Origin of the sequence: Sphingobacterium sp. UBA7253 (genome assembly GCF_002472745.1) — a bacterium.
Taxonomy (GTDB): domain Bacteria; phylum Bacteroidota; class Bacteroidia; order Sphingobacteriales; family Sphingobacteriaceae; genus Sphingobacterium; species Sphingobacterium siyangense.
Genome location: NZ_DKSP01000164.1, coordinates 617 through 24,295, shown reverse-complemented (window position 1 = coordinate 24,295; position 23,679 = coordinate 617). Strand labels below are relative to the sequence as shown.

The window sequence follows — 23,679 nt, the reverse complement described above, 5'->3', positions numbered from 1 at the left end:
TTTCATCTTCACTTTTACATGATCCGATGGAAACAGCAATAACGGATAGAATTAGAAATTTTAAATAATTTTTCATATTTAGTTTGTTTAATTAGTAATAGAGAGAACGTACACCATTGTAATTTCGCTACATTACCTATTGGATATCAATAGCTACCATCTCCTTAAGATCTCCAATAGTAATTTCTATTAAATAACGTCCCTCCCGCAATTCTGGAACATCAATTATCTTCTGTAAACCTCCATCTTTGTAATTAAGATCTACGATCGCTCCTGTTCCATTTGGTGAATATAATTTGATGTTTTTAATATATGTAGCTTTTGTATAATCCTTTGGATTGTTTCCTTCAATCGGACTTATATTGATTTTTTTACTTTTAGAATTATAGTCTGCTTTGAATAACGCCGACGTTGGACATGCCGCATATATCGTTACACCGCCACCTTGTGGTCTGCCACAATTGTCTGTATAGCTACAATTAATTGCACCTCCGCCACCTTTGATAGATACCCACGTTGTTGTTGAATTGGGATTATAAATATTTACCTGGACATTTGGAGGCAAGGTGCTTGTGTACCAATACCAGCCAGAGGTACCGTTGTCAGAATTTCCAACTAGGAACCATTCCTGCCAACCGCTGGAATTACAATTTCCATATTTTGTACTTTGTATGGATGTTGATGTTAAGGTTGTAATACGTTTTTCAGCTAAAATAAAAGAACCAATTTTAGCCTGTAAAATATCGCTGCCATCGCCGATTTTAGTTACAGTTGCTGTTGCTCCTGATCCTGAGACAGAAAATACACCCGATCCATAGGTTGACCAAGTTATGGTCGCACCCACAGGTGGAGACTCTAATGTGTATGTTTTAGAACCAGAGCAATTTAGTTCAGGGCCAATAATACTACGTTGTTTTGTGTATGCGATAGCTAATCCTGTCCCTGTAGGGTCAAGCCAGTCTCTTAATCTACGTTGCGCAATTGTTCCACTGTTCCACGACCAGTCAATTTTACCATAATATTTTGTAACTGGGGCGCAGATATTGTCACCCCCATGCAGTTGACCAATGATTAATTTGTTTTGATTTAGGATAAATGAACCAGAAGACCCTCCTTCTGTTGTACCATCTGTAAAATTGACTGCCCAATGTGAATTTGCGGGAGAAGTTCCTCCTCCTAACCAACTTATCGAACTAGGATATGAAGTTACGTTTTGATAAGAAAGCGAGATTTTTTTAATCATGCCTGCAGGATGATGAATTCCCGTTGCCGATGTTGCGCTGGTTGTATTTCTATCCCATCCCACCCAAGCAGGGTTATAATTTGTTAGATTTTTTGGGTCTTCTGATAGGCGGAATAAAGCCATGTCAGATGGCTCATAGTTTGCCACTAGCGTTGCTCCACTGGTTGTAAAGTGTGGAGGTGCTGTAGAAGGATTGGAACAGTTTGGACTTTCATAATTCCACCAAAATGTCCAGTCTGACGCATCTGGATTATTGACTGCATCCAAAGAACCTAAACAATGATTTGCTGTTAAAAAATAAGGGCTCATATCTCGTGTAGCAGTAGTAATTAGTGATCCGGTACATAGTGCATTCCCGTTTATTACGATTACTGCTACTGCTTGTTTTTCTATTTGGAACTGTGATCCTTCAGGGCAATTGATGTTGATGTAGCAAGATAAAGCCTTATTAGATATTTGGGAAGGTTGATCTCCGATTATTACATACCTATATCCATGAACAACATAACTAATTGAGATAATTGGTAGGTCAGTTACTCCTTTAGGTTGATAGTATTCGAGTATAGTATTATCACCATAGATTAATGCGGTAGCAAATTTGCCTGGTTTTTCTTTAGTGCCTTTATTATTTATACTGGTGAAAGCTCCAAAGGTCTGTGATTTACCTTCATTATATATGAATAGTTTTCCTCCTTCAGGTAGCCAAAATTTATCATATAATAAATTAATAGAAATGGCTTTTGGGCTGTTGATCTTAAAACGCCATAATCTGCCACCATCGGGGAGATCTTCCCAGGTTCCAGAATTCTGAATATTCCAATCTACTTTAATTTTATATCCAAATCTCGGAGGTCGATTATTGATGCTGTCTTGTCTGTCCTCTTCTATTAATCTTTTTAAATCTGGTATACCGGAAGTTTGTTTAGTGTCAATACCTTTCTTTAAATCAAGTTTCAGAGTTTGGGATATAGGATTTTCGTTTGTGCTTAATTGAGCAAAACATAATTGAATTACAAATAGTTGCCCAATGAAAATAACCAATGTACAAAAACTTGGTATTCTAAAATTCAACGAACGCCAGGTTAATAAGGATGTTAAGCTTTTCATATTTAATAGTTTATAGTTATGGAAATAAGTGATTCCTAAAATATCAATATGATTTGGTGTTAACCTATTGAAAATGGAGAGAATTATTCGTTAATATTTTTAATATTCTCAATTTTCAATAGCTTTTTTTGCTTTTCTTTCGAAAGGTAGTTGGGGAGTAACCTGTTTTATTTCTAAAATAATTGGAAAATGTTGTTGGTGAAGTAAAGCCAATTCGAACTGTTATTTCATTAACGGTCAAATCGGTTTCTAATAAAAATTGGATAGATTTTTCTAAGCGAAGATTATTGAGATATTGTCCAATTGAACAGCCGAATATATTTTTGGAAATTTTTCGAAGCTGCCATTCGGTTAACTTAAGTTTTATTTGGATTGTGGTAAGCCTACATTCATCTTCAAACATATAATGATTATGTAAATAAAGTTTGATATTTTCGCCAATTATCTCTTCTGGTCTATTCGTGTTTTTGTAGTCTTCAACAATATATTTATGATAAGTTGTCAAACAGGTAGAAATCTGTTTTAGTATACCAATATGATCTTCCATGTTCCTTACTACAGTCATCCTTAGTCTCCCTAATATGCTCCAGACCTCTTTAATAATTCTTTTATGGGGAAGTATTATCGGTGTATTGGAACTAGTCAACCAGGCATTGTATAATTCATCAAAAATCGAAGGAGATTCTTCCGTTGTAAAAGACCAAAGCTGTTCCAATGCGATACCTAGAATAGCATGATGACCGTTCTCTAATTTCATCTTATATCTGACCGCTGGCCCATAAGTTAGATAAAATGTTGGTTTGCGCATTTTTGTAAGCTTTTCACCTTGATAAGTAAAGTATTCAATCTCTCCGCACAAATGAAAAAAAAGAAATGTCGTTGGTTTTGTCAGTCTAAATAGTATTGATGCTTCTTGCTTTACTTCAAATTCAAAAAGTTGCATATTTGCTCCCATTAAACTTCTAGATTGCTCAGAAATCACAACCTCTGGAGTTTCAATTACTGTCCATGGGAGACCGGTCACCGGAAATCTGCAATGATTAGGTTTATGGCGAATTATTTTAGAAACTGATTTTCCACGATTCTCTTCAATAGGCTCTATGATTACTATCTGCTCCATGCCTTTATTACTATAAAAAGGGTGCAACATCATTAAGTTAGATTTCTATCCAAAAATTGATAGATGCGGATAAAAATTCTAATATCAATTTATAGCCGATTAAAATACGCTTATAAAGCCTTAATTTTAAATATTCTCGTCCAACTGTATTTTGACCTTGATAAATCATGGGATTTGCCCGATATTTTGGAATGTAACGATTTGGTATCTTTAGGCTTACCAAAAAAAGTGAATATTTTTTTTAATTGCTTTAGTTAGAGGTTGTTAAGTTTTGCGCAAATTATTATTGTATCATGTTATGTGCCGATTATCTTTCTTTAAGATCTTTCTTTATTATATTTAGTAAATTTTTGACTACATATTGCATAGGGAGATATTAGTAAGTAAACCAATATTACATGAGAAGAGAAATTATTTGGGGGAAATGGTACACCCCTTTCGTTAGGGTGATCGTGCATATAATTTTTTGGATGTTGGTCTTTTTTACGTATTATTTTACTTATAGAAGGCTAGGAGGGAGCTATATCTGGATTTTAGTAGCAAAAGAACTTTTTGTTACTACATCCTTGTTCTATTCCGGTATTTGGCTTATTTCAAAATGGATAGAAAAAAGAAAAGTACTTCCCCTCATAATATTTATTATCCTATCATATATCTGGTGGTTAAATATTACTTATTTTGCATGTGAGTTTCTTACTGATTTTGAATTAAAGGAAGGTAGTGGCATTTATAAGTATGTGAAATTTTTTACCAGTGATGGCTATTTCGGTATTTATCAACTTAAAAAATTTCCTGGTGCATTTCCTGATTTTTTAACCCTTGTATCCCTACCATTAACACCAAAATTGGTTAAGCATCTTATTGTTCAAGGCAACAAGATGCTTTTATTAGAAAAGAACCAGGCCGAACTCGAACTTGAAAAAGCAAATTTAGAATTAAAGACTACTAATCTTGAATTAGATAAAGCAAATCTTGAATTAGATAAAGCAAATCTGGAAAGAGATAACCTTAAGATGGAATTAGAAATTCTTAAATCTCAGATCTCTCCCCATTTTTTATTTAATACGTTAAATAGCATATATAGGCTGGCTGAAAAAGGAGAACCCAGTACTCCTAATACCATAATGAAACTGTCTAATATGTTACGGTATTTGCTTTATCAGACCAATGATGATAAAATATTCATCGCAAAAGAAATTCAGTTTTTAAATGATTATCTGGACCTTATCCAGATCAGATTCGGTAATAACATAAATCTGAATTTTAATATAGTGAAGATAAAGGAACCTTATCGAATAGTCCCATTAATGCTATTGCCTTTTATCGAAAATGCGATCAAACATGGACCGGAAAGAAGCAGAGCAGATGCAAGGGTTGATGTTTCATTAACAATTGATTCAGGTGTATTGAAGTTCGTAGTTGCTAATGGAGTAAATAAAAGCAGTACCGAACCACCAAAAGGTGGCATCGGATTGAAAAATGTTAAGAGGAGACTGGAACTTCGGTATAAGGATAGATATAAATTAGACATATCTGATAATCTGAATAGTTACACTGTCGTACTTGAAATTGAATTGTAATAAATCTTGAAAAATGATTAAATGTATTGTAATTGATGATGAACAACTGGCACAGGAAATACTCGTGTCTCATTTAGAGAAAATTCCCGATATAAAAATTGTGGGAGTATTTAATAATGCATTTGATGCAATGAAAGTGTTAAGATCAAACGAAATAAATCTGGTATTCTGTGATATTCAAATGCCTGACTTGGATGGTGTTAATTTTCTTAAAAGCCTTAAAAATCCTCCTTTATTTGTATTTGTTACTGGTGATCTATCACATGCTATCGAAGGATATCAATTAAATGTCCTAGATTATATACTTAAGCCATTTGGCGTAGATCGTCTTTTGCAGACTATAGAAAAAGCCCAGGCGTACTTAAACTTGGAGAAGGGAACCAAACCGGAACTGAACTTTCTTATAATTAAAGATAGGTCAAATATTATCATTACACCTTATGATGAAGTATATTCAATCAAGGCAGATAAGGATTACGTTTGGGTTGAAACATTGGAAAAAACATACCATGTGTGGAAAAAACTGATGGAAATGGAAGAATCCTTGGTCAATGCAAAGCAGTTTATCCGAGTACACAAATCTTACATCATTAATCTAGATTATGCTAAGCAAGTTGAAGGTAATATAATAAAAATGAAAGGCAGTTTGGACGATGTACCAATTGGTGGTCAATATAAAGCAGAATTGTTTAAACGATTGGGATTAACTGGAGGATAATTGCTTTTTAACATCCAGTTCTCCTGAACTCACTATTTAAGATCTTAGCAAGGAAATGGTAAATTACCATTTCCTGTTCTCTTTGTTTGGTGAAGAAAATTCTATTCAAAAGCATATGTGTCAGAGAGCCAATTATTCTAACGGTCATCATTTGAAAATCTTTATTCTTATTGCATTGATCTGCGATTAAAGTCATTTGGTCCTTATATTCTTTGAGTATCGAGCCGTAATTAATGTTCTCTATTTTCATAAATGAAGAAATCTCATCCTTCTTTTCCCGGAAATTTTTATCCAGTTTGTACTTTAATTTTGGTACAGTGCCAAATTCTTCAAGAAAACTGTCTCTCCATAAATTAAGCAATGATATTTGTTCAGCAATTGTATAATTGAATGCTGAAAGAAGGTTCATAGTCATTCCTAATGCCAGCTTCCATCTAAGGCTTTCACCTTCACGTTTAATATAGGGTAATAATTTGGTAATCGTTTCACTCTCTAAGTGGAATATAGATTCGCAATTTTCAATGTTTGAGAAACCATAACGTTCAAGTTCCCGTTCATAAGTATCAAGCATGAACTTTGAAATGCGGCGACTTTTAATTAATGGCTCCAAGATATTGTTGATACTTTTCGAGACTATTAAAAATGTACTTTCCAATTCTCCATTTAATTGAAATCGTACGCGGAGATGCGGTTCTGGATCGGCATATCTGATATAAAACCATTTTTGAATTTTATCATGTTGCTTTAGCCCTTGAACTATCCGTTGCAATTCTTCTTGAATGATCCTATCGCTTTCTCTTTCACCACAATAAATTTTGAGATATAGCCATTCGCTTCCCGGAACAAATGTTCGCTTAATATTACTTTCGGACTGAATAGGCAGGGAAGAGGAACCTCTAGTGGAATTTCCAATAATTGGAATAATCACTTCATTGGACAATACTTCGCCGTCAGAATTAACAACTGGACTACTAAATTCATCATAAATATTTTCAATTAGCCTTAGATCCTTATGATTCAATTCTTTTAAAAAGATCTGTTTCCCGATTTCGTTACCTAGATCAATTAAAACTTCATTGTCTCCATTGGCGATTAAAACTTTTGTAGGAAGCTGGTATTTTTTTATAAAATATTCGATTTTTTCATTAGCATCCCTAAGATTCAAAGTCCTAAATTCTATATTTGGGATATGCCATTCGGCACGGGAAAGAATAAGATGCTTATAGCATATTCTGGGAAAGAAATTTTTTTTTGTATTTGGATGCCAATCCCAAGAGATTTTAATGGAATTTTCTTGTTGTTGAACATCACATAAAAATCTATAAATAGTCATTCCATAATGGAAGTTATGCGCGCTGCTGAGTCTAGGAAGTATACGTTTGTTTAGATTTTTTGATCTTAAAATTACCTTTCCGTTTACTATTTTTAAATATATATCACTTAATAGTATTGTATGATCCTTATCAACGGCAGCTTGACCAATAATAGGAATTTCATATTCGTATAAACTTGGCCTTGCAAGAATGTTTCCGGCATTGGATTTAGGATAAAATACGATCTCTGCCAGAATAGTTTCATTTAATTGGTTTTGTTCTTCTCGTGCAAGCTTTAAAAGTTTGGTCTTTAGTGTCTCATCAAGATATGAAAAACGGGTGAGCAACGGTAAAGACGATGAGCCTCCACAACCTTTTAAATGAAATCTGAAATCCTTAATATCAGATTTTGTTTCTAATAGGTTTCCGAATATATATAAGCCAAGGGGTAACTTGTTTTTTTCTGAATTATTCTTCGTCCCAAATATCTCAAAGTCTTTTTCTTTCAGTTCTATTGAACGTTTACTATAATCTGGCTTTTCAGAATACTTTTCTACAATTGATTCAACAAATGCAGAATAATCGGGGAGATTGTTTGTTTGACTGCCAGTTAGTCCATTTAGCAGTGGGAGTTCTCTTTCTAAAATTGAGGCTTGGGTACCATATCCAATACCTTGTTCAAAATCTAAAGCCTCCATCAAGGGAATTTCCTGATCTCCATATCGTGAGTAAAATTTCTTTGTGAAAAGTTGTAGATCGTCAGCTTCTTTATTATGATTTAAGTGTATTAATTCGAAAATCTCGCGAATTATAATTGAAATTTCGATATTATTTAGATTGCCTTCGGTCATTTTTCTCATTGAATCCACTTGGAACAAATTTTTGGGATCTTTGTGAAATAAACTCGAAAAAGCTTCCTTGATAATATATTTCGATGAGCTGATTCCCTCTGACTCACTGTACGCTAAAATTTCCGAAAGTTCAATAATACTATTATAAAAATTTGTTCCCTTAGATATATTAAGGGCTCTATTGAAAAAATGATCTAAGCTATCAACTGTAGTAATAGGATCAGTTTCTGGTATGAGAATTTTATGCTCGATTAGCTCAAATATGAATTTTCTAGCCTGAATTTCTGTTACCCCAAACTGTCCGATAGAATTTATTATTTGTTTGATTGTTTGCCCTTTGCTCGTATTGGCAATTACTGTATTAATTAAAATGTTTGAGTTAATCCTCGACCAGTTAAATTTTCTGTCAGAAAAATGCTCTGTATATTCGATGTATGAGAAGTTGTCGCCATTATTGATGAGCGTTGAATTTGGATAAAAGATTATATTCTCAATCGTAATTTCATCGTTTAATAACTGTTTATTTATTATTTCCTGGCTCGCATAATCCAAGCGGTATTTAGAAAGAAACTTGTTATTTAAAACAAGTTTGGTATTTACATTTGAAATATTCCCGATTGAAATAGATGAAAACTTTCCAAATGGAGTAGGGCGGTTAGACATTCTACTGAGGTATTTATATATTGACGGCAATATATTCCTAGTTTCCTGTGTAAAGGGTTTATTTAATAATGTTTCTAATTGATTGAAAAGGTCTTGACTGGCTATAGCAATTGCATCAAGCAACTGTGGATCTTTGAAAAATTCAACGATAAAATCCCAAAATTCCAATTCAGTCTTGCAATTATTCACTCTATCGAAAAAGCTAATTGACAATCTTGGGTTTCTAATTATAAAGAAATCTGCAGGTTTTACAAGCCTATACATTAGTTACCTTAATATTTCTTAAAATTTTGTCTATACATTTATTGAAATCTTCGAAAGAAATCGGCTTCAATAGTTCATGTATTTCCCCATTGGGAATTTCTCCATTATAGTGGCTTATTGGTGTAGCAGAAATTATAACAAAAATTGAGGACTCTGGAAATTTTGAATAATTGAAATCATTTTTATCTCCATAAGGTATAACTAAATCAAGGAAAATTATTGTAGGAGAACAAATTCTCAGTAGACTTTGGATTTCTGATCGCTCTATAGCAGTTCCCAAAAGGATTAGATCATTCCTACGACTAATATAGTCTTGTAGCATCTCAATCGCTAATGCTTCATCTTCAATAAGTATACATGAAAAACCATTCTCCATCATGTTAAATTTTAATAAATAATCATTTATGAATAGGAAGTTGTCATTGTGACTGTACCAGTTTGTTCAGTCTCGTCAAAAATTCCTTTACCTGTACTATTTGAATAATCCGCACTTCCGATAATTTCCTTTTCGATTTTTAATAATTGTTCAATTTCTGAATTAGATAGTTCCATAATTTTTATTGTTTAGTGACTAATATTTTTCACTAAAATCTGCCTACTATCCACTCAAAAAAAATATTCTCGTCAAACTCGTGTTTGACCATTATGAACTACCTATTTTACCCTATTTCTTTGTTTTATAGGCTTTAAGGGCACTTATTCTATATTTTTCCAGTTTGTCGAGTAATTCCATTGTTTTGGATAGGTGAAAATTGAGTTTGACGAGAAAAGTTGGTTCGTGACCCTTTATGTATTATAATAATTGACAATGAAATGGAAGCGGATTAATTCATCATATAGAATCTTATATCCATGTACCTTAAGATCATAGTAACCAAGAACTAGGGTATTCGAAGTAGTATGGCAAGAATCAATAACGGTTTATATAACGGGAATATTAATGTCGATTTCTAAAATATGAGGTTGACATTTTTCTGTGTTTATAGACCTAGAAGCCAACTTTATTGATAAAGATTAATTAAAATGAGATCAGCCTTCAATAGTGGCAAATCTTATTCATGTTAAAAAAATCTTCCCGAAAAGCATTAACCCATAAAAATTAGGAAGGTTATCTTAAATCGAATACTCAATTATATCAGACTAACAAATTCTAAACCTATGCAATTTGCTAAAGAAATTATATATTCGGATTGGTCCACTAGTAAATGGTTATTTAAAATTGAAGAAGTATTTTGTCCTCTAGAATATTTGGGTCATAAAAATTGTATGACCGATCAAACTGAATTTTTGAATTCTCTTAAATCTAACAAGATCTATTTCCTTTCTAGTTTTACTGAAATTATTGGAACCACTACCAAAAAGGCAAAAACAGCATTATCACAGCTCATATTGACCAGTGATAAAATTTACTCTTTTTTAATCAACGTATCTAAGATTAAAATTATGATTGAGAACCTGCATGAAATCCGCAAATTGTATCTACAAATATTGTCAATCATAGAATCTCTATTAGATGACTGTGAGAAACTAAATGAAAAGTTACTACGAGAATTACCACTAACAAAATATGCGTCATTTATAGGGAAAGGCTTATTTAAGAAGAATGTTGAAATTGTTAAACTAAGATTTGTTAAAGCATCATTAAGTTCTGTTCTTATTCAGGTGGTAGTATCTAGTATGCTGAGCATAGTACAAAGAATAGAGATTAAAAGGGGAGAATTAAAATATGCACAAATGTTATTGTCTAAGCTATTAAATATAGAGAATCCAACAGCTGAAAGTGTAGAAGATCTTCTCATTCAATATGATTTTAATTCTCCTGAATATTTCAATTACTTAGGTAAACAATGTACAAACTCAATGCTTCAGAACACAAGTCTTCATTTTCAGATGGAATTGCTGATATCATTGGAAGATAGGTTAAATGAGCTTCCATTCTCAAGCAGCTGGCGATTTAAAATTGAAGATGAGTCAATAAGGGAACAAATTAAAGCTTTCTATAGAGAGAAAAAAGATAATATTAAACAGCGTATAGAGTTAAGAAGGGCCGAAATTTTGGATTCTAAACTTTGGGAGGAAAATGACCGGTCTCAAATAAACCTGCCGGTGCCACAGATAGGACTTTTTATACGTCTATTTATGGAGAGGGGAATTATTCCTAAAGAAGACATCGGTAAAACTTTCAGTTATTATGCGAAGCATTTCAGAACACCGAATACCAGCTTTATTTCTGCCGAAAGTTTACAGAAGAAATCATTGGATGTTGAGTTTTCTACAGCAAAAAAAATAAAAGGCCATTTAATCGGAATGGTAAACTGGCTAAATGAAAATTATAATACCTCCAATTATAATGATTTATAACTGTCTTCGCACAAATTGATTCATCAATCCCTGACTTTCCAAAAATTGTAATAATTCAAAATACCAATTGTAATTGAAATTTTCGTTTTTGCGTAAGTTCGGGAGATTAACATTCATGATATCTTCAATGGTAGTTATACCTAAGGTATGAGCACGAAATAAAAAATCACTATCGAGATCAAAAGAAGAAAGGCTAATTTTTGGCGTAGTCATAACTCTAAATTAAGAAATACCAATCACAAAAAGTCTTGTTTGTGCATACTTTATTAGTTCAGTTATAAATATAGGCAATCTCCATTTAATGCGGTTTATTCATTGTAGCAATATAACTACTTATCAAAATTTTAATAATATTCCGATTTCTTCTTTTGTTATAAAACCTGCATTGATGGTATTCTAACAGAGTTTTTTAAGAGGGGGTGAAAAGATTCTTTTCACCCCCTTTCACTGTTTCTGCCTTGCTCATTTTTCGTGCTTTGCAACCAATGGAACAATAAATCCATGAAGTTATGAGAACGAATGTGCTATCTTTTTTTTCATCAGGATCAGTTGCCGAATCCTTTGCAAAAGCTTGGGAAACGATAGGTTCAAAACTTGGCCTTAGTATTAATATCCAGCTTAATAATAGAAGACCCAATGGCGATGTATTGATCCAAGAAAGCCTAATTCCTATCTCTAAAACAACTTCCAAAAACTTATCGAACAATGTGCAGCCGGACTCATTTGTCCCCTGCTTTCACAAAACCGACTTGTAAGCAATGAGAGGTAAATAGTCCACCGCGAGGGCAGGACGATATTGTTCTTTGACGTATGGGGATGAAGCATTATCCTGATAAAAAAGGAAATTATGCGAAAGAAACAGTAGCTAACTCTAGTTGACCGTTTTTCTGAGAACGCATAGGCAGGCAATTGGCGGCCCGGTCTGTACAGACTGACGTGAGTAGTCCCGAAAAAAACACAAGCCGGCATGAATGAATCTTTTGGGCTCGTTACCCAATGCCGGTTCTAGATTGAATCCATAGACAATCTTTCCATTTTTTTAGAAATCTTAAACCTTTAGATATGACAGAAAAAACAAATACCCAAGATGAGGGTATGTCCCCTAATCATTTTTTATCCATCAAATCTTTATTGAATCATCTTGGTTTTAAACCCATCGAATCAAACGATAAAGAAAGTTTTTATTCTAATATTTTTAAAGCAGCCAAATTTATTCCAAAGGGCTTCAGGTTAGATCATGCACTAGATGCCTGGTTTGATAAGACGTTGGGCAAAGGAGGTAATATCGTTGATTTTGCTAAGCATTATTGGCCAACATTGGAAGCAAATGAGATTAATGAAAAATTGGCTTCTATTTCTGAGACTTTTAAATACCATCATTTATTTCCGATAAAAGAAAAACCGAGAAGGAAACGCAAACCCATAAAATTGCCCCACTATCAAGTTGATCGAATTAGAAAGTTAGAATTTTCAGGTGAAGTCTTCGATTTCCTGAACGAATCTAACCTTTGGGAATTTGCGGACTCCAATCTTGTCGAGGTTCATTATTATGTTATTGATCAGATGGGCAAGAGAAGAGATTTTTGCGCAGCAGGCTGGCCTAATGAAAATGGCGGATGGGAAGTATATGCAAAAAACTTTAGGTTATGTATTGGGCCTAAAGGGATGAGCATTTTTCAGGCATCGACTAGAAATATAACCATCTTCCAGGAGTTTACCGACTACCTAAAACACAGGGATCAATTGTATGCACTCTATTCTTCCATTCTAGTACTTAATTCTCCACAATTCATTTCCGCCGCAATCAGAAGAGCCAGTAAATATGACAACGTAAGATTCTATTTGAATGAAAAACGGGACGGTTATAAAGAGGCTAAAATAGAAGTACAGGGTAGCTTGCCAAATTGTATTTTTCTTCCACTATAAATCAATCTTTTTAATGACAAATTATATCGACCGAAAAAGTGTCGAAGGGTTGTCCATTGTGGATTTTCTTGGCCGATTGGGATACTTCCCTGTCAAAAAATCTGGCAGGGAATTTTTTTACCATAGTATGCTCCGGGAAACAGGAAAAAACACTCCGTCCTTAACTGTATGGGACGAAGGGGGGAAATGGATGGATCATGGTGGTGCTAATCATACAGGAATTCATGGCGGTGGCATTGTCCAACTTGCGATGGCTTATTGGCCGAACCAATCTTATTTTGAAATTTTACAAAAGATCCAATACACTTTTGACCATTTTGAAAAAGCCGAAATTCCAGTCTTTGACTCCAGTAAAGCTGCTGATCGGGAAACAGATAATATCCTCGAATTTTCACACAGCCAGCAATTGGGTAGAAATTATGTTCTTTCCAGGTACCTACAGGAACGGGGAGTAGATTCTGTAGCCAACGGACTATTATGGGAAGTTTATTACAGTAATAAATTCTATTCCGATCCTACGAAATTATTTTATGCGATAGGTTGGAAAAATGAAAAGGACAATTGGGAAATATCCAGCCCGAAAGGATTCAAAGCCAGTATCGGAAATAAAGATATTTCAATTATACGGGGCAAAGAAGATCATCTTGCGATATTTGAAGGTTTTTTTGATTTTTTAAGCTGGCTAAAATTGACAAAAAAAGAAAATCTACCAACTGTTATGGTGCTTAACTCGGTTTCTCTGGTCAAACGTGCTACCGATCGTATCAGTGAATTCAATCAGATAGATCTTTATCTGGATAATGATGAAGTAGGGAAACAATGTACCTCTACTATAAAGGTATCTTACCCTTATGCGAATGACCGGGCAAATATTTATTCGGGGTATAAGGATTACAACGAAATGTTAATGGACTCTTTGAAGTATCACTATAGCCGTAAAAATAGATAACTATTTATAGTAACAAATAATCCGATTTCTGTATATCCAATGATTTGAATGTCTATGTATCCAGCTATATCGTATTCAGTATGTACAACTATCTGGTAATATCATTAAAGAAATATCTATTCCATTATATAGTTCAATAGATGGATATTCTGGGATAGGTTAATATACATTTCCCAATATGTATATGACCATATATACACCTAGACAGATATTCTTTTATCAGGCTGATTAATTATATAAATCTATTTATATTCAGATAAACTGACCTAAGGATATAAATTAAGAACAAAAAGAAAAGATATGGAAGATGCAATTAAATCCTTTGTCCGTCTGATGAACGACAAAAGATACTTAGGACCATTTAGTTTAATCAAAAATAATCATATTCCACTTTGTAAAAATAAAGATCTGGCGCATTGCCTAAATCTACTCTATTCAGATCTGGATGGATCTGGGAATAATATAGATAAATATTATCTGGAAACTTCTATTGTTTCAAACCGTTTTAAACAGCCCATCAACTGTAAATTTTATATCAGGGATGGAATTGGAACCGGAATTAGAATTGCCAGGTTGGCAGCTTCGAGTGCCGGCAACCAACCTATACAGTATCGGAATTTTACAAATAATAGGGACTTGCCAAGTTCCGCACTTATTCCGGGCCTATTCCCAAAACCCAGATTAAAATTTGATCTACTTGATCCTCTGAAAGGCTTTCGCCGTCGATAAAATACCCCCACTGTTTCTTGTTTTGTTTTGGGCAAGTTGTGTCTTTGTACGTACAAATTTCGCTCTGCTGACCTTGTACCCACAAAAACGAACTTGCCCTGAATCTTATCACCCTTTTAGGTTGACAAGGACCAGGGAAGGAAAAATGTCGCAACTCCATTTTTCTCTTTTCTAAATCTTGCCCCCTTGTTCTAGGGGCACTTTTCCTAAATCTAATCCAAACACTATGTTAAAAAAACACGGCAGCCTATTCACGGGAATAGGTAAGCAGTAGGAGTTACGGAATGCTAAATTTCTCCAGTTAGCCTATGAGATTTTCAGGGCATTGCGGCAGTCAGTATTTAAAAGAACCGATATATGGGAAGAAACAAACCACTCAAAACTGAAACACAAAAAAATAATAGAGTCTTCCGGTTTGAACTGCGCCTGACGGAAAACGAGAAGGCACAGTTCCTAGCCCTTGAAAAATCGCTTGGTATAAATCGGTCAGAAATTGTAAGGAATAGGGTTTTAAACCGTTCATCCAGGACATTGGTCGATTCTAAAACCATACTCCAGATGCTCGATACACTGGGCTCGGAACTGGGAAGATCAGGAAATAATATCAACCAACTCGCCCGCCACATCAATACATTGAAGCTACAGGGTAAACTGGAACCCGGCGAACTATCCCGATTTCCATCTCTCATAGCTGATTATATTAAATATCAGCGACAGATTGAACAGGAATTCAGAAATCTAATGCGGTTAATCAAAGGGCAGCGATGATTGTTAAAATATTATCCTCCGCTAAAAGTTTTGGCGGTGTTCGCTATAATACAGACAAGATTCAGCAGGATAAAGGTGAACTGGTAAAAGCAGCCAATTTCGGTGCGCTTGGAGCCATGACCAGCTTGCGCCCATCTGATTATATCAACTATCTGGAACTACAGACCAGTGCGAGCAAAAAAATAAAGAACCCACAATTTCATGTTGCGATTTCATGTAAAGGCCGCAGCCATAGTAAAGAAGAATTAACAGAAATTGCGGAGAAGTGGTTAAAAGGAATGGGATATGAAAATCAACCCTATTTGCTGATATTTCACAAGGATACAAAAAATAATCATATTCATATCGTCTCAACACGTGTCGGCAGGGACGGGAAAAAAATCAGCGATAGCTATGAGAAACTTCGTTCCTATGAGGTCCTTAACCGGGTGATGGGAAACGACGAAAAAATAGAAGCTTTGAAATCCATACAAAATACCCTCCAATACAGCTTTTCCACACGGGCACAGTTTATGATGATTTTGGAAAATCAGGGCTACAGCATTACGCTTAACGCTGGAAAGTACCAGGTTTCCAAATTCGGTAAGAATGTTGGTGAAGTATCGCTGGATGTCATTGACAGTAAAATCGGGCAGTTTCAGAAAGACCTTGATAGATTATCCCAAATACGAGCAATTTTCCACCGCTATAAATTGGCACATGATCCATCCGTGAGAAATTTGTATCGGGAAAACCCGGGTGGAGAAAGAACTATTGATGTTGGTTACACTTCCGATCTGGCAGAACTGTTCAAATCAAAATTCGGCATCCAGATCCTTTTTCATGGAAAACCGGGAAAACCTCCTTATGGTTATACTGTAATTGACCATGCGTGTAGGAACATCTATAAAGGTGGCGACCTGATGCCACTTTCAGAATTTATCTCCGCAAATAATAGCGATAAAACGTTGGAACCTGCCAGGTCTGAAGATTCCGCACGATATGGGTTTAATCCGCCAGCTAATAAATCATCTAGTACTGAAAATTCAATCGTTCTCGATGACATACCGGAAAATGGCAGTTTTCCGGTACCTGATTTCCAGATCGACATTCGGGATGACGTCGATGATGAAGCCATTCATGGCAGAAACCGGAGACGTAAAAGAAAATCCCACACCAATACGCGTTAGCAAAAACATTATTGACCAAACTCTAACATTATGCTTGTACTTATTGGAAACCAGAAGGGGGGCTGCGGTAAAAGTACCCTTGTGCTTCTGCTTGCCAATTTTTTGGCAATTGAGAAACGCCAGGCCCTGACCATTCTTGATATGGATTATCAACAATCCCTATTTGCAAAATCGCAGAAAGCTAAAATTTTGGAAAATGACCCGTTTTATGAAATTATTCCCGCCGCACTTGATGACTTCCCATTAATGAAGAAGAGACTTCTAAAATCTCCAAAGGACATCATTTTAATTGATCTTCCCGGAAAAATGGATGATGATGGTCTTCTTCCGATCTTCACTTCCGCCGATCTCATTATCTGCCCATTTGCGTATGACGAATTTTCAGTCGATTCAACAGTGCTATTTTCAATGGTCGTCAAAAAACTGAACAGACGTGCAGAGGTTCTTTTTATCCCCAACAGGATTAAGACAAATGTAAAATACGAAACCAAGGAACAGGTACAGAATGTTCTGCGGAATTTTGGAACAGTCCTTTCGGAAATTTCGGACAGGATAGATTTTCAAAGAGTCTCAACAGTACATACACCCGAAACGATCCGTCCGGTATCTTATCCGGTGCTTTCCCATATCTATGACCATTTTCTTAAAAGTGACTAATGCCCATGAATATTAAAACATTAGCGGATGAACTGAGGGAAACCATTCGGAAAGATAATAATGAAGGGACAGGCAAGACAGTCCCTAAAAAGAAACCTGTCCCAAAAAACGCATTAGATCCTATCGTCGAGGAAATACGTGCCCACAGGCTGGTCGGAAAAGAAAAACTGCTGATCAGGCTCGACGATAAAACCTTATTTCTCCTCAAACAGCTCAAGGTTACCCAGGGAATTGACATGAACAAGATCATTTCCTATTCCCTTCAATACTTCCTCCAAAAACATCCCCAAATTTCAAATCATATCAAAGAAACCCTAAAAAATCTCGAACTATGAACTGGATTCAATTTACACTCTATCTCTCTACGCTTTACCTTGGATACTATGGACTGAACCTTATGTATGATTTTTATCGCAATAATAAATCGGGTAATGAACCTAAAAACGTCAGGCAAGGTGAAATCTCATTTCCTGAATTTCATTCCTCCACGAAGGTGAACCTACCGGATGAAGATATTCTGGACGACAGCTTCGAAAATGCCGGTGCGATCACAAGTGGCCCGATAGAAAGTTCTGGTGGCGTATCCATCAAGGAATTGTTCTCCCTTGCTCAAAATGACCTGATCGAATTCACAAAGGCAATTGCTTATTAATCAATAATGAACAAAAAGAAAACGATATGGACGGCAATTGCCGTCTTTTTTTTTGTCCACAACCTTGTCGCCCAGCCGGGCCTGTCCGAATTCAGGCAGGTCAGCTCCGAGATCAGGGGCTGGTATTTTAATTTTTCAGACTTCGCCCTGGTCCTTGGGGCTATCTGTGGACTGATAGGAGGGGTTCGGATCTTCTACAACTGGCAGAGCGGAAAAGATCATCATATTGATGCCCAGGTCATGGCCTGGTTTCTCTCCTGTCTTTTTCTTTCCCTACTGAGTGTATCCCTAAAAGCACTCTATGGAATCAGCTAAAACGCCAATCTTTTTTTCCATTCACTTTTTTAATTCCTATTTCTTATGAGAGTAAAAGCAAGCAAGTTACTTGTTTTGGCCGCAATCTACCTTTTTGCGGAACGTTCCTTCGCCCAAGGAGGAACAGTTGGTATTGACGCCGCCACATCGTCGTTAAATACCTATGTCGATCCCATATCGACATTGATACTGAGTATCGGTGCTGTCGTCGGGCTGATAGGGGGAATCAGGGTCTATATCAAATGGAACAGCGGTGACCAGGATATCTCGAAAGAACTGATGTCGTGGGGCGGTTCCTGTCTATTTCTCATTCTGGTCAGTGTGGTCATCAAGGCATTTTTTGGCGTATGATCCAGAAAAACTATCAATTTTATAAGGGGCTCCAAAAGCCCCTTATTTACAGGGGTTTTAAAGGGAAATTTATCTATTACGCTGTCATATCCATCATGGGCGGCATGCTTTGCGGAGGTCTTATTGGTGCATTTACCAACATGATACTTGGCTGTCTGGGCATCCTCGTATTCATGACCCTGGGAATGGTGTATACGATCAGTAAGCAGAAAAAGGGGCTATTCGACAAAACCCGTCACAACGGAATTATTATCCATCCTTCCAAAACACTGTTCAGAAATGAAAAAGCAAAGTAAGCATGCCTTTAATCTACCTTTTGCGGGCATTGATGAATTTATGGGCTTCCCGATCCTCTTTGGGGATAAGGGGGACTATTCAATTATCCTTGGTATTACCAATCCGGTCATCCAGTATGATGCCGATGAAACCAAGTATTCCGTCTATCACCATGCACTCTCCAGTGTGGTCAAACTTTTGGGGGAAGGACATATAATCCAAAAGCAGGACGTATTTATCCGTAGAAAGTATCGACCAGTTCCATCGGAAGTGTTTTTGGAACAAAAATATCAGGAACATTTTAGCGGTCGGGAATTTACCGAAATCAGAAGCTACATCACCTTTACCAAACAGGTAAAGAAAGGCACATTCTATACTTTCGATGAGAAGATGCTCCATAAGTTTATAAGGGATCTTGGTAAAGTAATTGAGGTATTGAATGCTGCGGGGCTTCATCCAAGGGTTCTTGGAAAAGCAGAAATCAATCGTCTTTTTTACAGGATACTTTCATTTGATTTTAAGGGTACGGAAACAGTATTGGATAATTATCAGTGTCAGGACAATCAGATAAATCTGGGGAAAAGATCCATCAGATGCATTAGTCTCATAGATACGGATATTGTTGAATTGCCGGATACGATCAGTGCGTATGCGATACGGAATGAAACAAACGGCTTGATGAATTTTCCTGTTGACAATTTATTTTTTCTGCACAGGGTGCCAGATTATAAGGTCATGATCTATAATCAGGTGATTGAAATTCCAGCTCAGCAGTTTACACTGAACAAACTGGAACTTAAAAGGAAGAGGCATTCCAATATGCCCGATCCGGCCAATCAGCTCTATGTTGAAGATATTGATAATTTATTGGCCGATGTGGCGAAAGACAATCAGTTGCTCGTTAATACACACTTTTCCATTTTGATCGGCTGCGATTCTGAACTGCTGGAAAGGACATCGAATTTTATTGAATCGTCCCTATTTCAGCAGGGGATTATTCCCAGCAGAAATGCTTACAACCAGTTCGAATTATTCAGGTCTTCATTACCCGGCAATGCCGTGGAACTACAGGTTTATGACTTGTTTTTGACTCCGGTAGATGCGACGCTCTGTTATTTCTTTAAGGAATCACTGCCCTGCGATGAAAAAACGGATTTTCTGATCCGGTTTACGGACCGACAGGGGATACCACTTGCATTTGATCCTGCTGACCTGAGTACAAACCGTATTTCCAACCGTTCGAAATTTGCGCTGGGGCCTAGTGGTACCGGAAAATCTTTCTTCATGAATGCGCTTCTGGAACAGTATTATAGGTATAACATGGATATTGTCATCGTCGATACCGGCGATTCCTATCAGGGGCTCTGTACTTTTCTAGGAGGAACTTACCTTACCTATACTGAGGAAAACCCGATATCCATGAATCCTTTTGCCCTGACTCAGGAAGAGTTTAACCTAGAAAAAAAGGATTTCTTAAAAACTCTGGTAGCGCTGCTCTGGAAGGGAGCCGACGGAAAACTGTCCCAGGTAGAGGATACACTTTTATCAAACGTTATATCCTCCTATTATTACGAATATTTTTACCTCGATCCCGGTCCGCAAAACCCCCATCGTCCTGACGAATTAAATTTCGACTCTTTTTATGTGTATTCCGTTGACAAGATCAAGGATATAATGGACGATGAATTCTTAAAGTTTGATCTGGATGAATACAGGTATGTATTGAAGAAATTCTTTTCCGGACAGGAATTTGGTACCGTTCTCAATAAAAGCGCTGATTCCTCTCTTTTTGAAGAGAGGTTTGTGGTGTTCGAAATCGACAATCTGAAAGAGAACAAGACCCTTTTTCCAATCGTTACGCTGGTCATTATGGATCTATTCCTACAGAAAATGAGACATCGGACATTCCAGCGTAAAGCCCTGGTGATCGAAGAAGCATGGAAGGCCATTGCAAGCCCATTAATGGCGGGTTACATTGTTTACCTGTATAAAACGGTAAGAAAATTTTATGGTGAAATCGTGGTCGTTACGCAAGAATTAGGCGATATTTTGGGCAATCCAATAGTCAAAGACAGTATTTTGGCAAATTCGGATACAATTTGTTTACTCGACCAGTCTAAATTCCAGTCCAATTATGATGAAATAGCAAAACTGCTGTCCATTACCGATGTAGAAAGACGCAAGATCTTTACCATAAACAAATTACAGAATAAAGAGGACAGGTCACGTTTTAAAGAAGTCTACATCCGAAGGGGGACAGTAGGGGAAGTGTATGGCGTGGAGGTATCCTTATTTCAGTATCTCGCGTTTACCACCGAAAAACCCGAAAAAAGTGCCGTAAAAATCTATGCGGACCATTTTGGAAATTACAAAGATGGCCTTACCGCATTCGTCAAAGATCTGGAATATTCTGGCAAAGCCCTGAACGATTTTGTTGGGGAAGTTAACAGAAAGGGAATTCAAACTTTAAATCTTATGGCCAATGATTAGAATAATTATGATTTTGCTGATCTTATTGCCAAGCTTGTCTGTAAAAGCACAGATCTATACCGATCCGGCAGTCGCAGCGGCAACGGGAGCACATGCCTCGATGATGAATAGGCAATTGGATCATGTCAACGATAACCTGACACTGATCCAGCGGGGTCAGCTTGCTGTTACCGGACAGTTACAGATCGTCAATGATCTACAGGATAAAATTTATAAAGGACTCTCCGAGGTCTCTTCTGTGGTCAGATCACTGCTGAGCATAAAAGAGATTGCTGGAATTACCGTCGATATTATTGAGGATGTCGAAAAAGCAATGGTACTTGCAAAGGGGAATCCTGTGCTTTTACTTTTTGCCGAAGCCGGTGCAAGGGAATTTAAGAACAGGGCGACAAACCTTGCAACGGAGGTAGGGGCTTTTGTGCTCAAAGATGGAAAGGAGAATCTGATGGACTCCGGTGAACGGGCAAAATTACTCAACCGGATACAAACAGAATTGACCATTCTCAGAGGCGTTGCGTATGGAATGCACCGAAATATGTATTGGGCCAAACAGCGTGGAATCCTCAATTCCTTAAATCCCTATGCTAGATTTATCAATATAGATAAACAGATCGCGGATGATGTTATCAGAAATTCTAGACTCGTAAAGAAGTAATGCAATGAAATGGAGAATTATCTTTTGTTTCTGTATTCTTTGCTTATCCAAAACTGCAAGTTGCCAGCTGAATGTACAACTTTTGCACCAGCTGGTAGGTCACAGCAAAGATGAGTATGAACGACAGAAAGAGGCCCGTGACCGCCAGGGAGTGGCTACGGCAAATGAGCAGGTAAATACTTCGGGTACCACGAAGCTCAAAAAGCGGTACCGGGAGATCCAGAACAGGTTCAGTATCCTGCATACGGCATTACAGGGACTGAGTATGGGAATCGAATCCGGACCGATCATTGAACGGATTATTGCTCATCAGGACAGAATAATAAGTATCGCATCTGACCATCCTGAATTTATTCCACTAGCCTTAAATAGCGAAAAGGAAATCGTAGATAGGTCAGTTCAATTGGGAAGATATATTGCCGGCCTGTTTTTGACAATCGGGGATCTCAACCAGATGAAAACCAGTGATCGCCGTTTGCTTTATGCGCATATACTGACTGAACTCCGACAGATCGAAGGAGCATCCAGGGCACTGACATCTACCCTTTATTACTCCACAAGGAAGAAAATACTGGATGGTCTTAATCCCTTTAAGGAATATATAAACACCGACAGGAGAATTGTGGAAAATATATTAAGAAAATTAGAAAAGAAACCATGAAGTATTATCTCATAACACTGATTATTTTCTGTTTTGATTTTTTGTATGGGCAAGGTTATGTGACAATAATTTCAGATACCAAACATCTGGCAATCGTAAATGAAAACGGTGCGGTCAGACTGGCCTCCGAATCAGCGCATAACAGTATGCTAAAGCAGATCAATCAAAATGTTGAAGACATCAATCTCAACCTGTCTTCCCTGGTAATCGTTCAGCAGGTGATCCATAGATCCCTAACGGAAGTAAACAATGCTTTGAAGTCCGGTAGATCTGTGTTACAGGTTTCTTCTCTGACCGCTGAAATTATTAAACAGTCCAATAGCCTTATCGAGATTTCAAAAGAAGAACCCTGGCTGCTTTTAGTAGCGGAAGGAACAGCTAGGCAACTAAAAGAAAGGGGAATAAATCTTGCTACGGAAGTTTCTGATTTTATTCTCAGGGAAGGCAAAAATGTCTTAATGGATTATGAAAAGCGGGATTTTCTTTTGCGGAAGATCATTATCGAATTAAAGGTGATGCGCGCGCTTCTTTTCAGTATGGAACGTTCGGTTTATTGGACAAAAATAAATGGATTACTAAAAACGGTGAATCCTTTTAAAAATTTCGTCAATAAGGACATCCAAAAAGCAAACGAGATATTAAGGAACTATGGCGCAGTAAAACATTGAATTATGTGGAGAATATTAGCTATTGTTATTTTTCTGCTTGGATCTAAACCTGTCATTGGCCAGCGGATCAAGCGTCAGACCGATAAACATATTGTCAATCAGCAGGAGCGCATGGTGCATAAACAGTGGGACCGAAAGAAATTTACCCCGACTTCTGGATTTCTCGGACTGAATTATCAGTATTGGCTCACCT

24 protein-coding genes and 1 pseudogene are annotated in these 23,679 nt (G+C 36.6%); 19 read left to right on the top strand and 6 right to left on the bottom strand.

Features of this window, described 5'->3' with window-relative positions:
- Positions 1 to 136: 136 nt before the first annotated feature.
- Both B2X72_RS16905 and B2X72_RS16900 read right to left on the bottom strand, forming a co-directional pair.
- Positions 137 to 2,350: a trypsin-like serine peptidase gene (locus tag B2X72_RS16905; protein WP_286736990.1), complete on the bottom strand. Its 2,214-nt coding sequence runs from the start codon at positions 2,348 to 2,350 to the stop codon at positions 137 to 139.
- Between the two features lie 115 nt (positions 2,351 to 2,465).
- The gene (locus B2X72_RS16900) at positions 2,466 to 3,470 is read right to left on the bottom strand and encodes a helix-turn-helix domain-containing protein (RefSeq protein WP_286736993.1); all 1,005 of its coding nucleotides are present in this window, start codon (positions 3,468 to 3,470) and stop codon (positions 2,466 to 2,468) included.
- A gap of 398 nt (positions 3,471 to 3,868) precedes the next feature.
- On the opposite strand from B2X72_RS16900, the gene B2X72_RS16895 reads away from it, so the two are divergent.
- Positions 3,869 to 5,050: a sensor histidine kinase gene (locus B2X72_RS16895; protein ID WP_286736996.1), complete on the top strand. Its 1,182-nt coding sequence runs from the start codon at positions 3,869 to 3,871 to the stop codon at positions 5,048 to 5,050.
- Between the two features lie 13 nt (positions 5,051 to 5,063).
- Positions 5,064 to 5,768: a LytR/AlgR family response regulator transcription factor gene (locus B2X72_RS16890; RefSeq protein ID WP_286850814.1), complete on the top strand. Its 705-nt coding sequence runs from the start codon at positions 5,064 to 5,066 to the stop codon at positions 5,766 to 5,768.
- A 7-nt stretch (positions 5,769 to 5,775) separates the two neighbouring features.
- On the opposite strand, the gene B2X72_RS16885 is transcribed toward B2X72_RS16890, so the two are convergent.
- The 3 genes from B2X72_RS16885 to B2X72_RS16875 are packed head-to-tail and all read right to left on the bottom strand — an operon-like array spanning position 5,776 to position 9,411.
- Positions 5,776 to 8,859: a lantibiotic dehydratase gene (locus B2X72_RS16885; RefSeq protein WP_286850812.1), complete on the bottom strand. Its 3,084-nt coding sequence runs from the start codon at positions 8,857 to 8,859 to the stop codon at positions 5,776 to 5,778.
- Complete coding sequence (locus B2X72_RS16880) at positions 8,852 to 9,238, bottom strand: hypothetical protein (RefSeq protein WP_286737002.1); 387 nt, start codon at positions 9,236 to 9,238, stop codon at positions 8,852 to 8,854. Before B2X72_RS16880 ends, B2X72_RS16885 begins: the two co-directional genes overlap by 8 nt.
- Positions 9,239 to 9,261: 23 nt before the next feature.
- On the bottom strand, positions 9,262 to 9,411 hold the full coding sequence (locus B2X72_RS16875; protein ID WP_286737003.1) for a hypothetical protein: 150 nt from the start codon (positions 9,409 to 9,411) through the stop codon (positions 9,262 to 9,264).
- A 606-nt stretch (positions 9,412 to 10,017) separates the two neighbouring features.
- On the opposite strand from B2X72_RS16875, the gene B2X72_RS16870 reads away from it, so the two are divergent.
- Positions 10,018 to 11,220 (top strand): hypothetical protein, encoded by a 1,203-nt coding sequence (locus tag B2X72_RS16870; RefSeq protein ID WP_286737005.1) that lies wholly within the window; start codon positions 10,018 to 10,020, stop codon positions 11,218 to 11,220.
- Here the strand turns inward: B2X72_RS16870 and B2X72_RS16865 are convergent.
- Positions 11,215 to 11,433 carry a hypothetical protein gene (locus B2X72_RS16865; protein ID WP_286737006.1) on the bottom strand — a complete coding sequence of 73 codons (219 nt, stop codon included), beginning with the start codon at positions 11,431 to 11,433 and terminating at the stop codon, positions 11,215 to 11,217. The genes B2X72_RS16870 and B2X72_RS16865 overlap by 6 nt on opposite strands.
- An 849-nt stretch (positions 11,434 to 12,282) precedes the next feature.
- Between B2X72_RS16865 and B2X72_RS16860 the strand changes: the two genes are divergently transcribed.
- From B2X72_RS16860 to B2X72_RS16785, 16 genes and pseudogenes are all read left to right on the top strand, one after another.
- Complete coding sequence (locus B2X72_RS16860; protein ID WP_286737010.1) at positions 12,283 to 13,146, top strand: hypothetical protein; 864 nt, start codon at positions 12,283 to 12,285, stop codon at positions 13,144 to 13,146.
- 13 nt (positions 13,147 to 13,159) lie between these two features.
- Positions 13,160 to 14,095: a toprim domain-containing protein gene (locus B2X72_RS16855; RefSeq protein ID WP_286850809.1), complete on the top strand. Its 936-nt coding sequence runs from the start codon at positions 13,160 to 13,162 to the stop codon at positions 14,093 to 14,095.
- A gap of 300 nt (positions 14,096 to 14,395) precedes the next feature.
- Entirely contained in the window at positions 14,396 to 14,824 is a 429-nt protein-coding gene (locus tag B2X72_RS16850; RefSeq protein ID WP_286850808.1) for a hypothetical protein, read from the top strand.
- A 357-nt stretch (positions 14,825 to 15,181) separates the two neighbouring features.
- A complete protein-coding gene (locus tag B2X72_RS16845; protein ID WP_286778642.1) occupies positions 15,182 to 15,592 on the top strand; it encodes a plasmid mobilization protein in 411 nt (136 codons plus the stop codon).
- Entirely contained in the window at positions 15,589 to 16,761 is a 1,173-nt protein-coding gene (locus tag B2X72_RS16840) for a relaxase/mobilization nuclease domain-containing protein (protein ID WP_204990821.1), read from the top strand. The genes B2X72_RS16845 and B2X72_RS16840 overlap by 4 nt, the downstream gene beginning before the upstream one ends.
- 30 nt (positions 16,762 to 16,791) lie before the next feature.
- Complete coding sequence (locus B2X72_RS16835) at positions 16,792 to 17,418, top strand: ParA family protein (RefSeq protein WP_286778641.1); 627 nt, start codon at positions 16,792 to 16,794, stop codon at positions 17,416 to 17,418.
- A 5-nt stretch (positions 17,419 to 17,423) separates the two neighbouring features.
- A complete protein-coding gene (locus B2X72_RS16830) occupies positions 17,424 to 17,753 on the top strand; it encodes a hypothetical protein (protein ID WP_286778640.1) in 330 nt (109 codons plus the stop codon).
- Positions 17,750 to 18,070: a hypothetical protein gene (locus tag B2X72_RS16825; protein WP_286778639.1), complete on the top strand. Its 321-nt coding sequence runs from the start codon at positions 17,750 to 17,752 to the stop codon at positions 18,068 to 18,070. The genes B2X72_RS16830 and B2X72_RS16825 overlap by 4 nt, the downstream gene beginning before the upstream one ends.
- Positions 18,071 to 18,076: 6 nt before the next feature.
- The gene (locus B2X72_RS16820) at positions 18,077 to 18,385 is read left to right on the top strand and encodes a DUF4134 family protein (RefSeq protein ID WP_286778638.1); all 309 of its coding nucleotides are present in this window, start codon (positions 18,077 to 18,079) and stop codon (positions 18,383 to 18,385) included.
- Positions 18,386 to 18,430: 45 nt separating this feature from the next.
- Positions 18,431 to 18,736, top strand: coding sequence for a DUF4134 domain-containing protein (locus tag B2X72_RS16815; protein ID WP_286778637.1), 306 nt, complete (start codon positions 18,431 to 18,433; stop codon positions 18,734 to 18,736).
- The gene (locus tag B2X72_RS16810; protein ID WP_088162661.1) at positions 18,733 to 19,032 is read left to right on the top strand and encodes a DUF4133 domain-containing protein; all 300 of its coding nucleotides are present in this window, start codon (positions 18,733 to 18,735) and stop codon (positions 19,030 to 19,032) included. Before B2X72_RS16815 ends, B2X72_RS16810 begins: the two co-directional genes overlap by 4 nt.
- Complete coding sequence (locus B2X72_RS16805; protein ID WP_286778636.1) at positions 19,016 to 21,502, top strand: TraG family conjugative transposon ATPase; 2,487 nt, start codon at positions 19,016 to 19,018, stop codon at positions 21,500 to 21,502. The genes B2X72_RS16810 and B2X72_RS16805 overlap by 17 nt, the downstream gene beginning before the upstream one ends.
- Complete coding sequence (locus B2X72_RS16800) at positions 21,495 to 22,157, top strand: hypothetical protein (protein WP_286778635.1); 663 nt, start codon at positions 21,495 to 21,497, stop codon at positions 22,155 to 22,157. The genes B2X72_RS16805 and B2X72_RS16800 overlap by 8 nt, the downstream gene beginning before the upstream one ends.
- A 4-nt stretch (positions 22,158 to 22,161) precedes the next feature.
- Positions 22,162 to 22,818 carry a hypothetical protein gene (locus tag B2X72_RS16795; RefSeq protein ID WP_286778634.1) on the top strand — a complete coding sequence of 219 codons (657 nt, stop codon included), beginning with the start codon at positions 22,162 to 22,164 and terminating at the stop codon, positions 22,816 to 22,818.
- Positions 22,815 to 23,486, top strand: coding sequence for a hypothetical protein (locus tag B2X72_RS16790; protein WP_286778633.1), 672 nt, complete (start codon positions 22,815 to 22,817; stop codon positions 23,484 to 23,486). Before B2X72_RS16795 ends, B2X72_RS16790 begins: the two co-directional genes overlap by 4 nt.
- 3 nt (positions 23,487 to 23,489) lie before the next feature.
- A pseudogene (locus B2X72_RS16785) lies at positions 23,490 to 23,679 on the top strand (hypothetical protein); the annotation flags it as partial.

Excerpts from the sequence above, each read along its gene's own strand:
- B2X72_RS16905 (WP_286736990.1), bottom strand. The coding sequence starts at position 2,350 with ATGAAAAGCTTAACATCCTTATTAACCTGGCGTTCGTTGAATTTTAGA.
- B2X72_RS16900 (WP_286736993.1), bottom strand. The coding sequence starts at position 3,470 with ATGGAGCAGATAGTAATCATAGAGCCTATTGAAGAGAATCGTGGAAAA.
- B2X72_RS16895 (WP_286736996.1), top strand. The coding sequence starts at position 3,869 with ATGAGAAGAGAAATTATTTGGGGGAAATGGTACACCCCTTTCGTTAGG.
- B2X72_RS16890 (WP_286850814.1), top strand. The coding sequence starts at position 5,064 with ATGATTAAATGTATTGTAATTGATGATGAACAACTGGCACAGGAAATA.
- B2X72_RS16885 (WP_286850812.1), bottom strand. The coding sequence starts at position 8,859 with ATGTATAGGCTTGTAAAACCTGCAGATTTCTTTATAATTAGAAACCCA.
- B2X72_RS16880 (WP_286737002.1), bottom strand. The coding sequence starts at position 9,238 with ATGATGGAGAATGGTTTTTCATGTATACTTATTGAAGATGAAGCATTA.
- B2X72_RS16875 (WP_286737003.1), bottom strand. The coding sequence starts at position 9,411 with ATGGAACTATCTAATTCAGAAATTGAACAATTATTAAAAATCGAAAAG.
- B2X72_RS16870 (WP_286737005.1), top strand. The coding sequence starts at position 10,018 with ATGCAATTTGCTAAAGAAATTATATATTCGGATTGGTCCACTAGTAAA.
- B2X72_RS16865 (WP_286737006.1), bottom strand. The coding sequence starts at position 11,433 with ATGACTACGCCAAAAATTAGCCTTTCTTCTTTTGATCTCGATAGTGAT.
- B2X72_RS16860 (WP_286737010.1), top strand. The coding sequence starts at position 12,283 with ATGACAGAAAAAACAAATACCCAAGATGAGGGTATGTCCCCTAATCAT.
- B2X72_RS16855 (WP_286850809.1), top strand. The coding sequence starts at position 13,160 with ATGACAAATTATATCGACCGAAAAAGTGTCGAAGGGTTGTCCATTGTG.
- B2X72_RS16850 (WP_286850808.1), top strand. The coding sequence starts at position 14,396 with ATGGAAGATGCAATTAAATCCTTTGTCCGTCTGATGAACGACAAAAGA.
- B2X72_RS16845 (WP_286778642.1), top strand. The coding sequence starts at position 15,182 with ATGGGAAGAAACAAACCACTCAAAACTGAAACACAAAAAAATAATAGA.
- B2X72_RS16840 (WP_204990821.1), top strand. The coding sequence starts at position 15,589 with ATGATTGTTAAAATATTATCCTCCGCTAAAAGTTTTGGCGGTGTTCGC.
- B2X72_RS16835 (WP_286778641.1), top strand. The coding sequence starts at position 16,792 with ATGCTTGTACTTATTGGAAACCAGAAGGGGGGCTGCGGTAAAAGTACC.
- B2X72_RS16830 (WP_286778640.1), top strand. The coding sequence starts at position 17,424 with ATGAATATTAAAACATTAGCGGATGAACTGAGGGAAACCATTCGGAAA.
- B2X72_RS16825 (WP_286778639.1), top strand. The coding sequence starts at position 17,750 with ATGAACTGGATTCAATTTACACTCTATCTCTCTACGCTTTACCTTGGA.
- B2X72_RS16820 (WP_286778638.1), top strand. The coding sequence starts at position 18,077 with ATGAACAAAAAGAAAACGATATGGACGGCAATTGCCGTCTTTTTTTTT.
- B2X72_RS16815 (WP_286778637.1), top strand. The coding sequence starts at position 18,431 with ATGAGAGTAAAAGCAAGCAAGTTACTTGTTTTGGCCGCAATCTACCTT.
- B2X72_RS16810 (WP_088162661.1), top strand. The coding sequence starts at position 18,733 with ATGATCCAGAAAAACTATCAATTTTATAAGGGGCTCCAAAAGCCCCTT.
- B2X72_RS16805 (WP_286778636.1), top strand. The coding sequence starts at position 19,016 with ATGAAAAAGCAAAGTAAGCATGCCTTTAATCTACCTTTTGCGGGCATT.
- B2X72_RS16800 (WP_286778635.1), top strand. The coding sequence starts at position 21,495 with ATGATTAGAATAATTATGATTTTGCTGATCTTATTGCCAAGCTTGTCT.
- B2X72_RS16795 (WP_286778634.1), top strand. The coding sequence starts at position 22,162 with ATGAAATGGAGAATTATCTTTTGTTTCTGTATTCTTTGCTTATCCAAA.
- B2X72_RS16790 (WP_286778633.1), top strand. The coding sequence starts at position 22,815 with ATGAAGTATTATCTCATAACACTGATTATTTTCTGTTTTGATTTTTTG.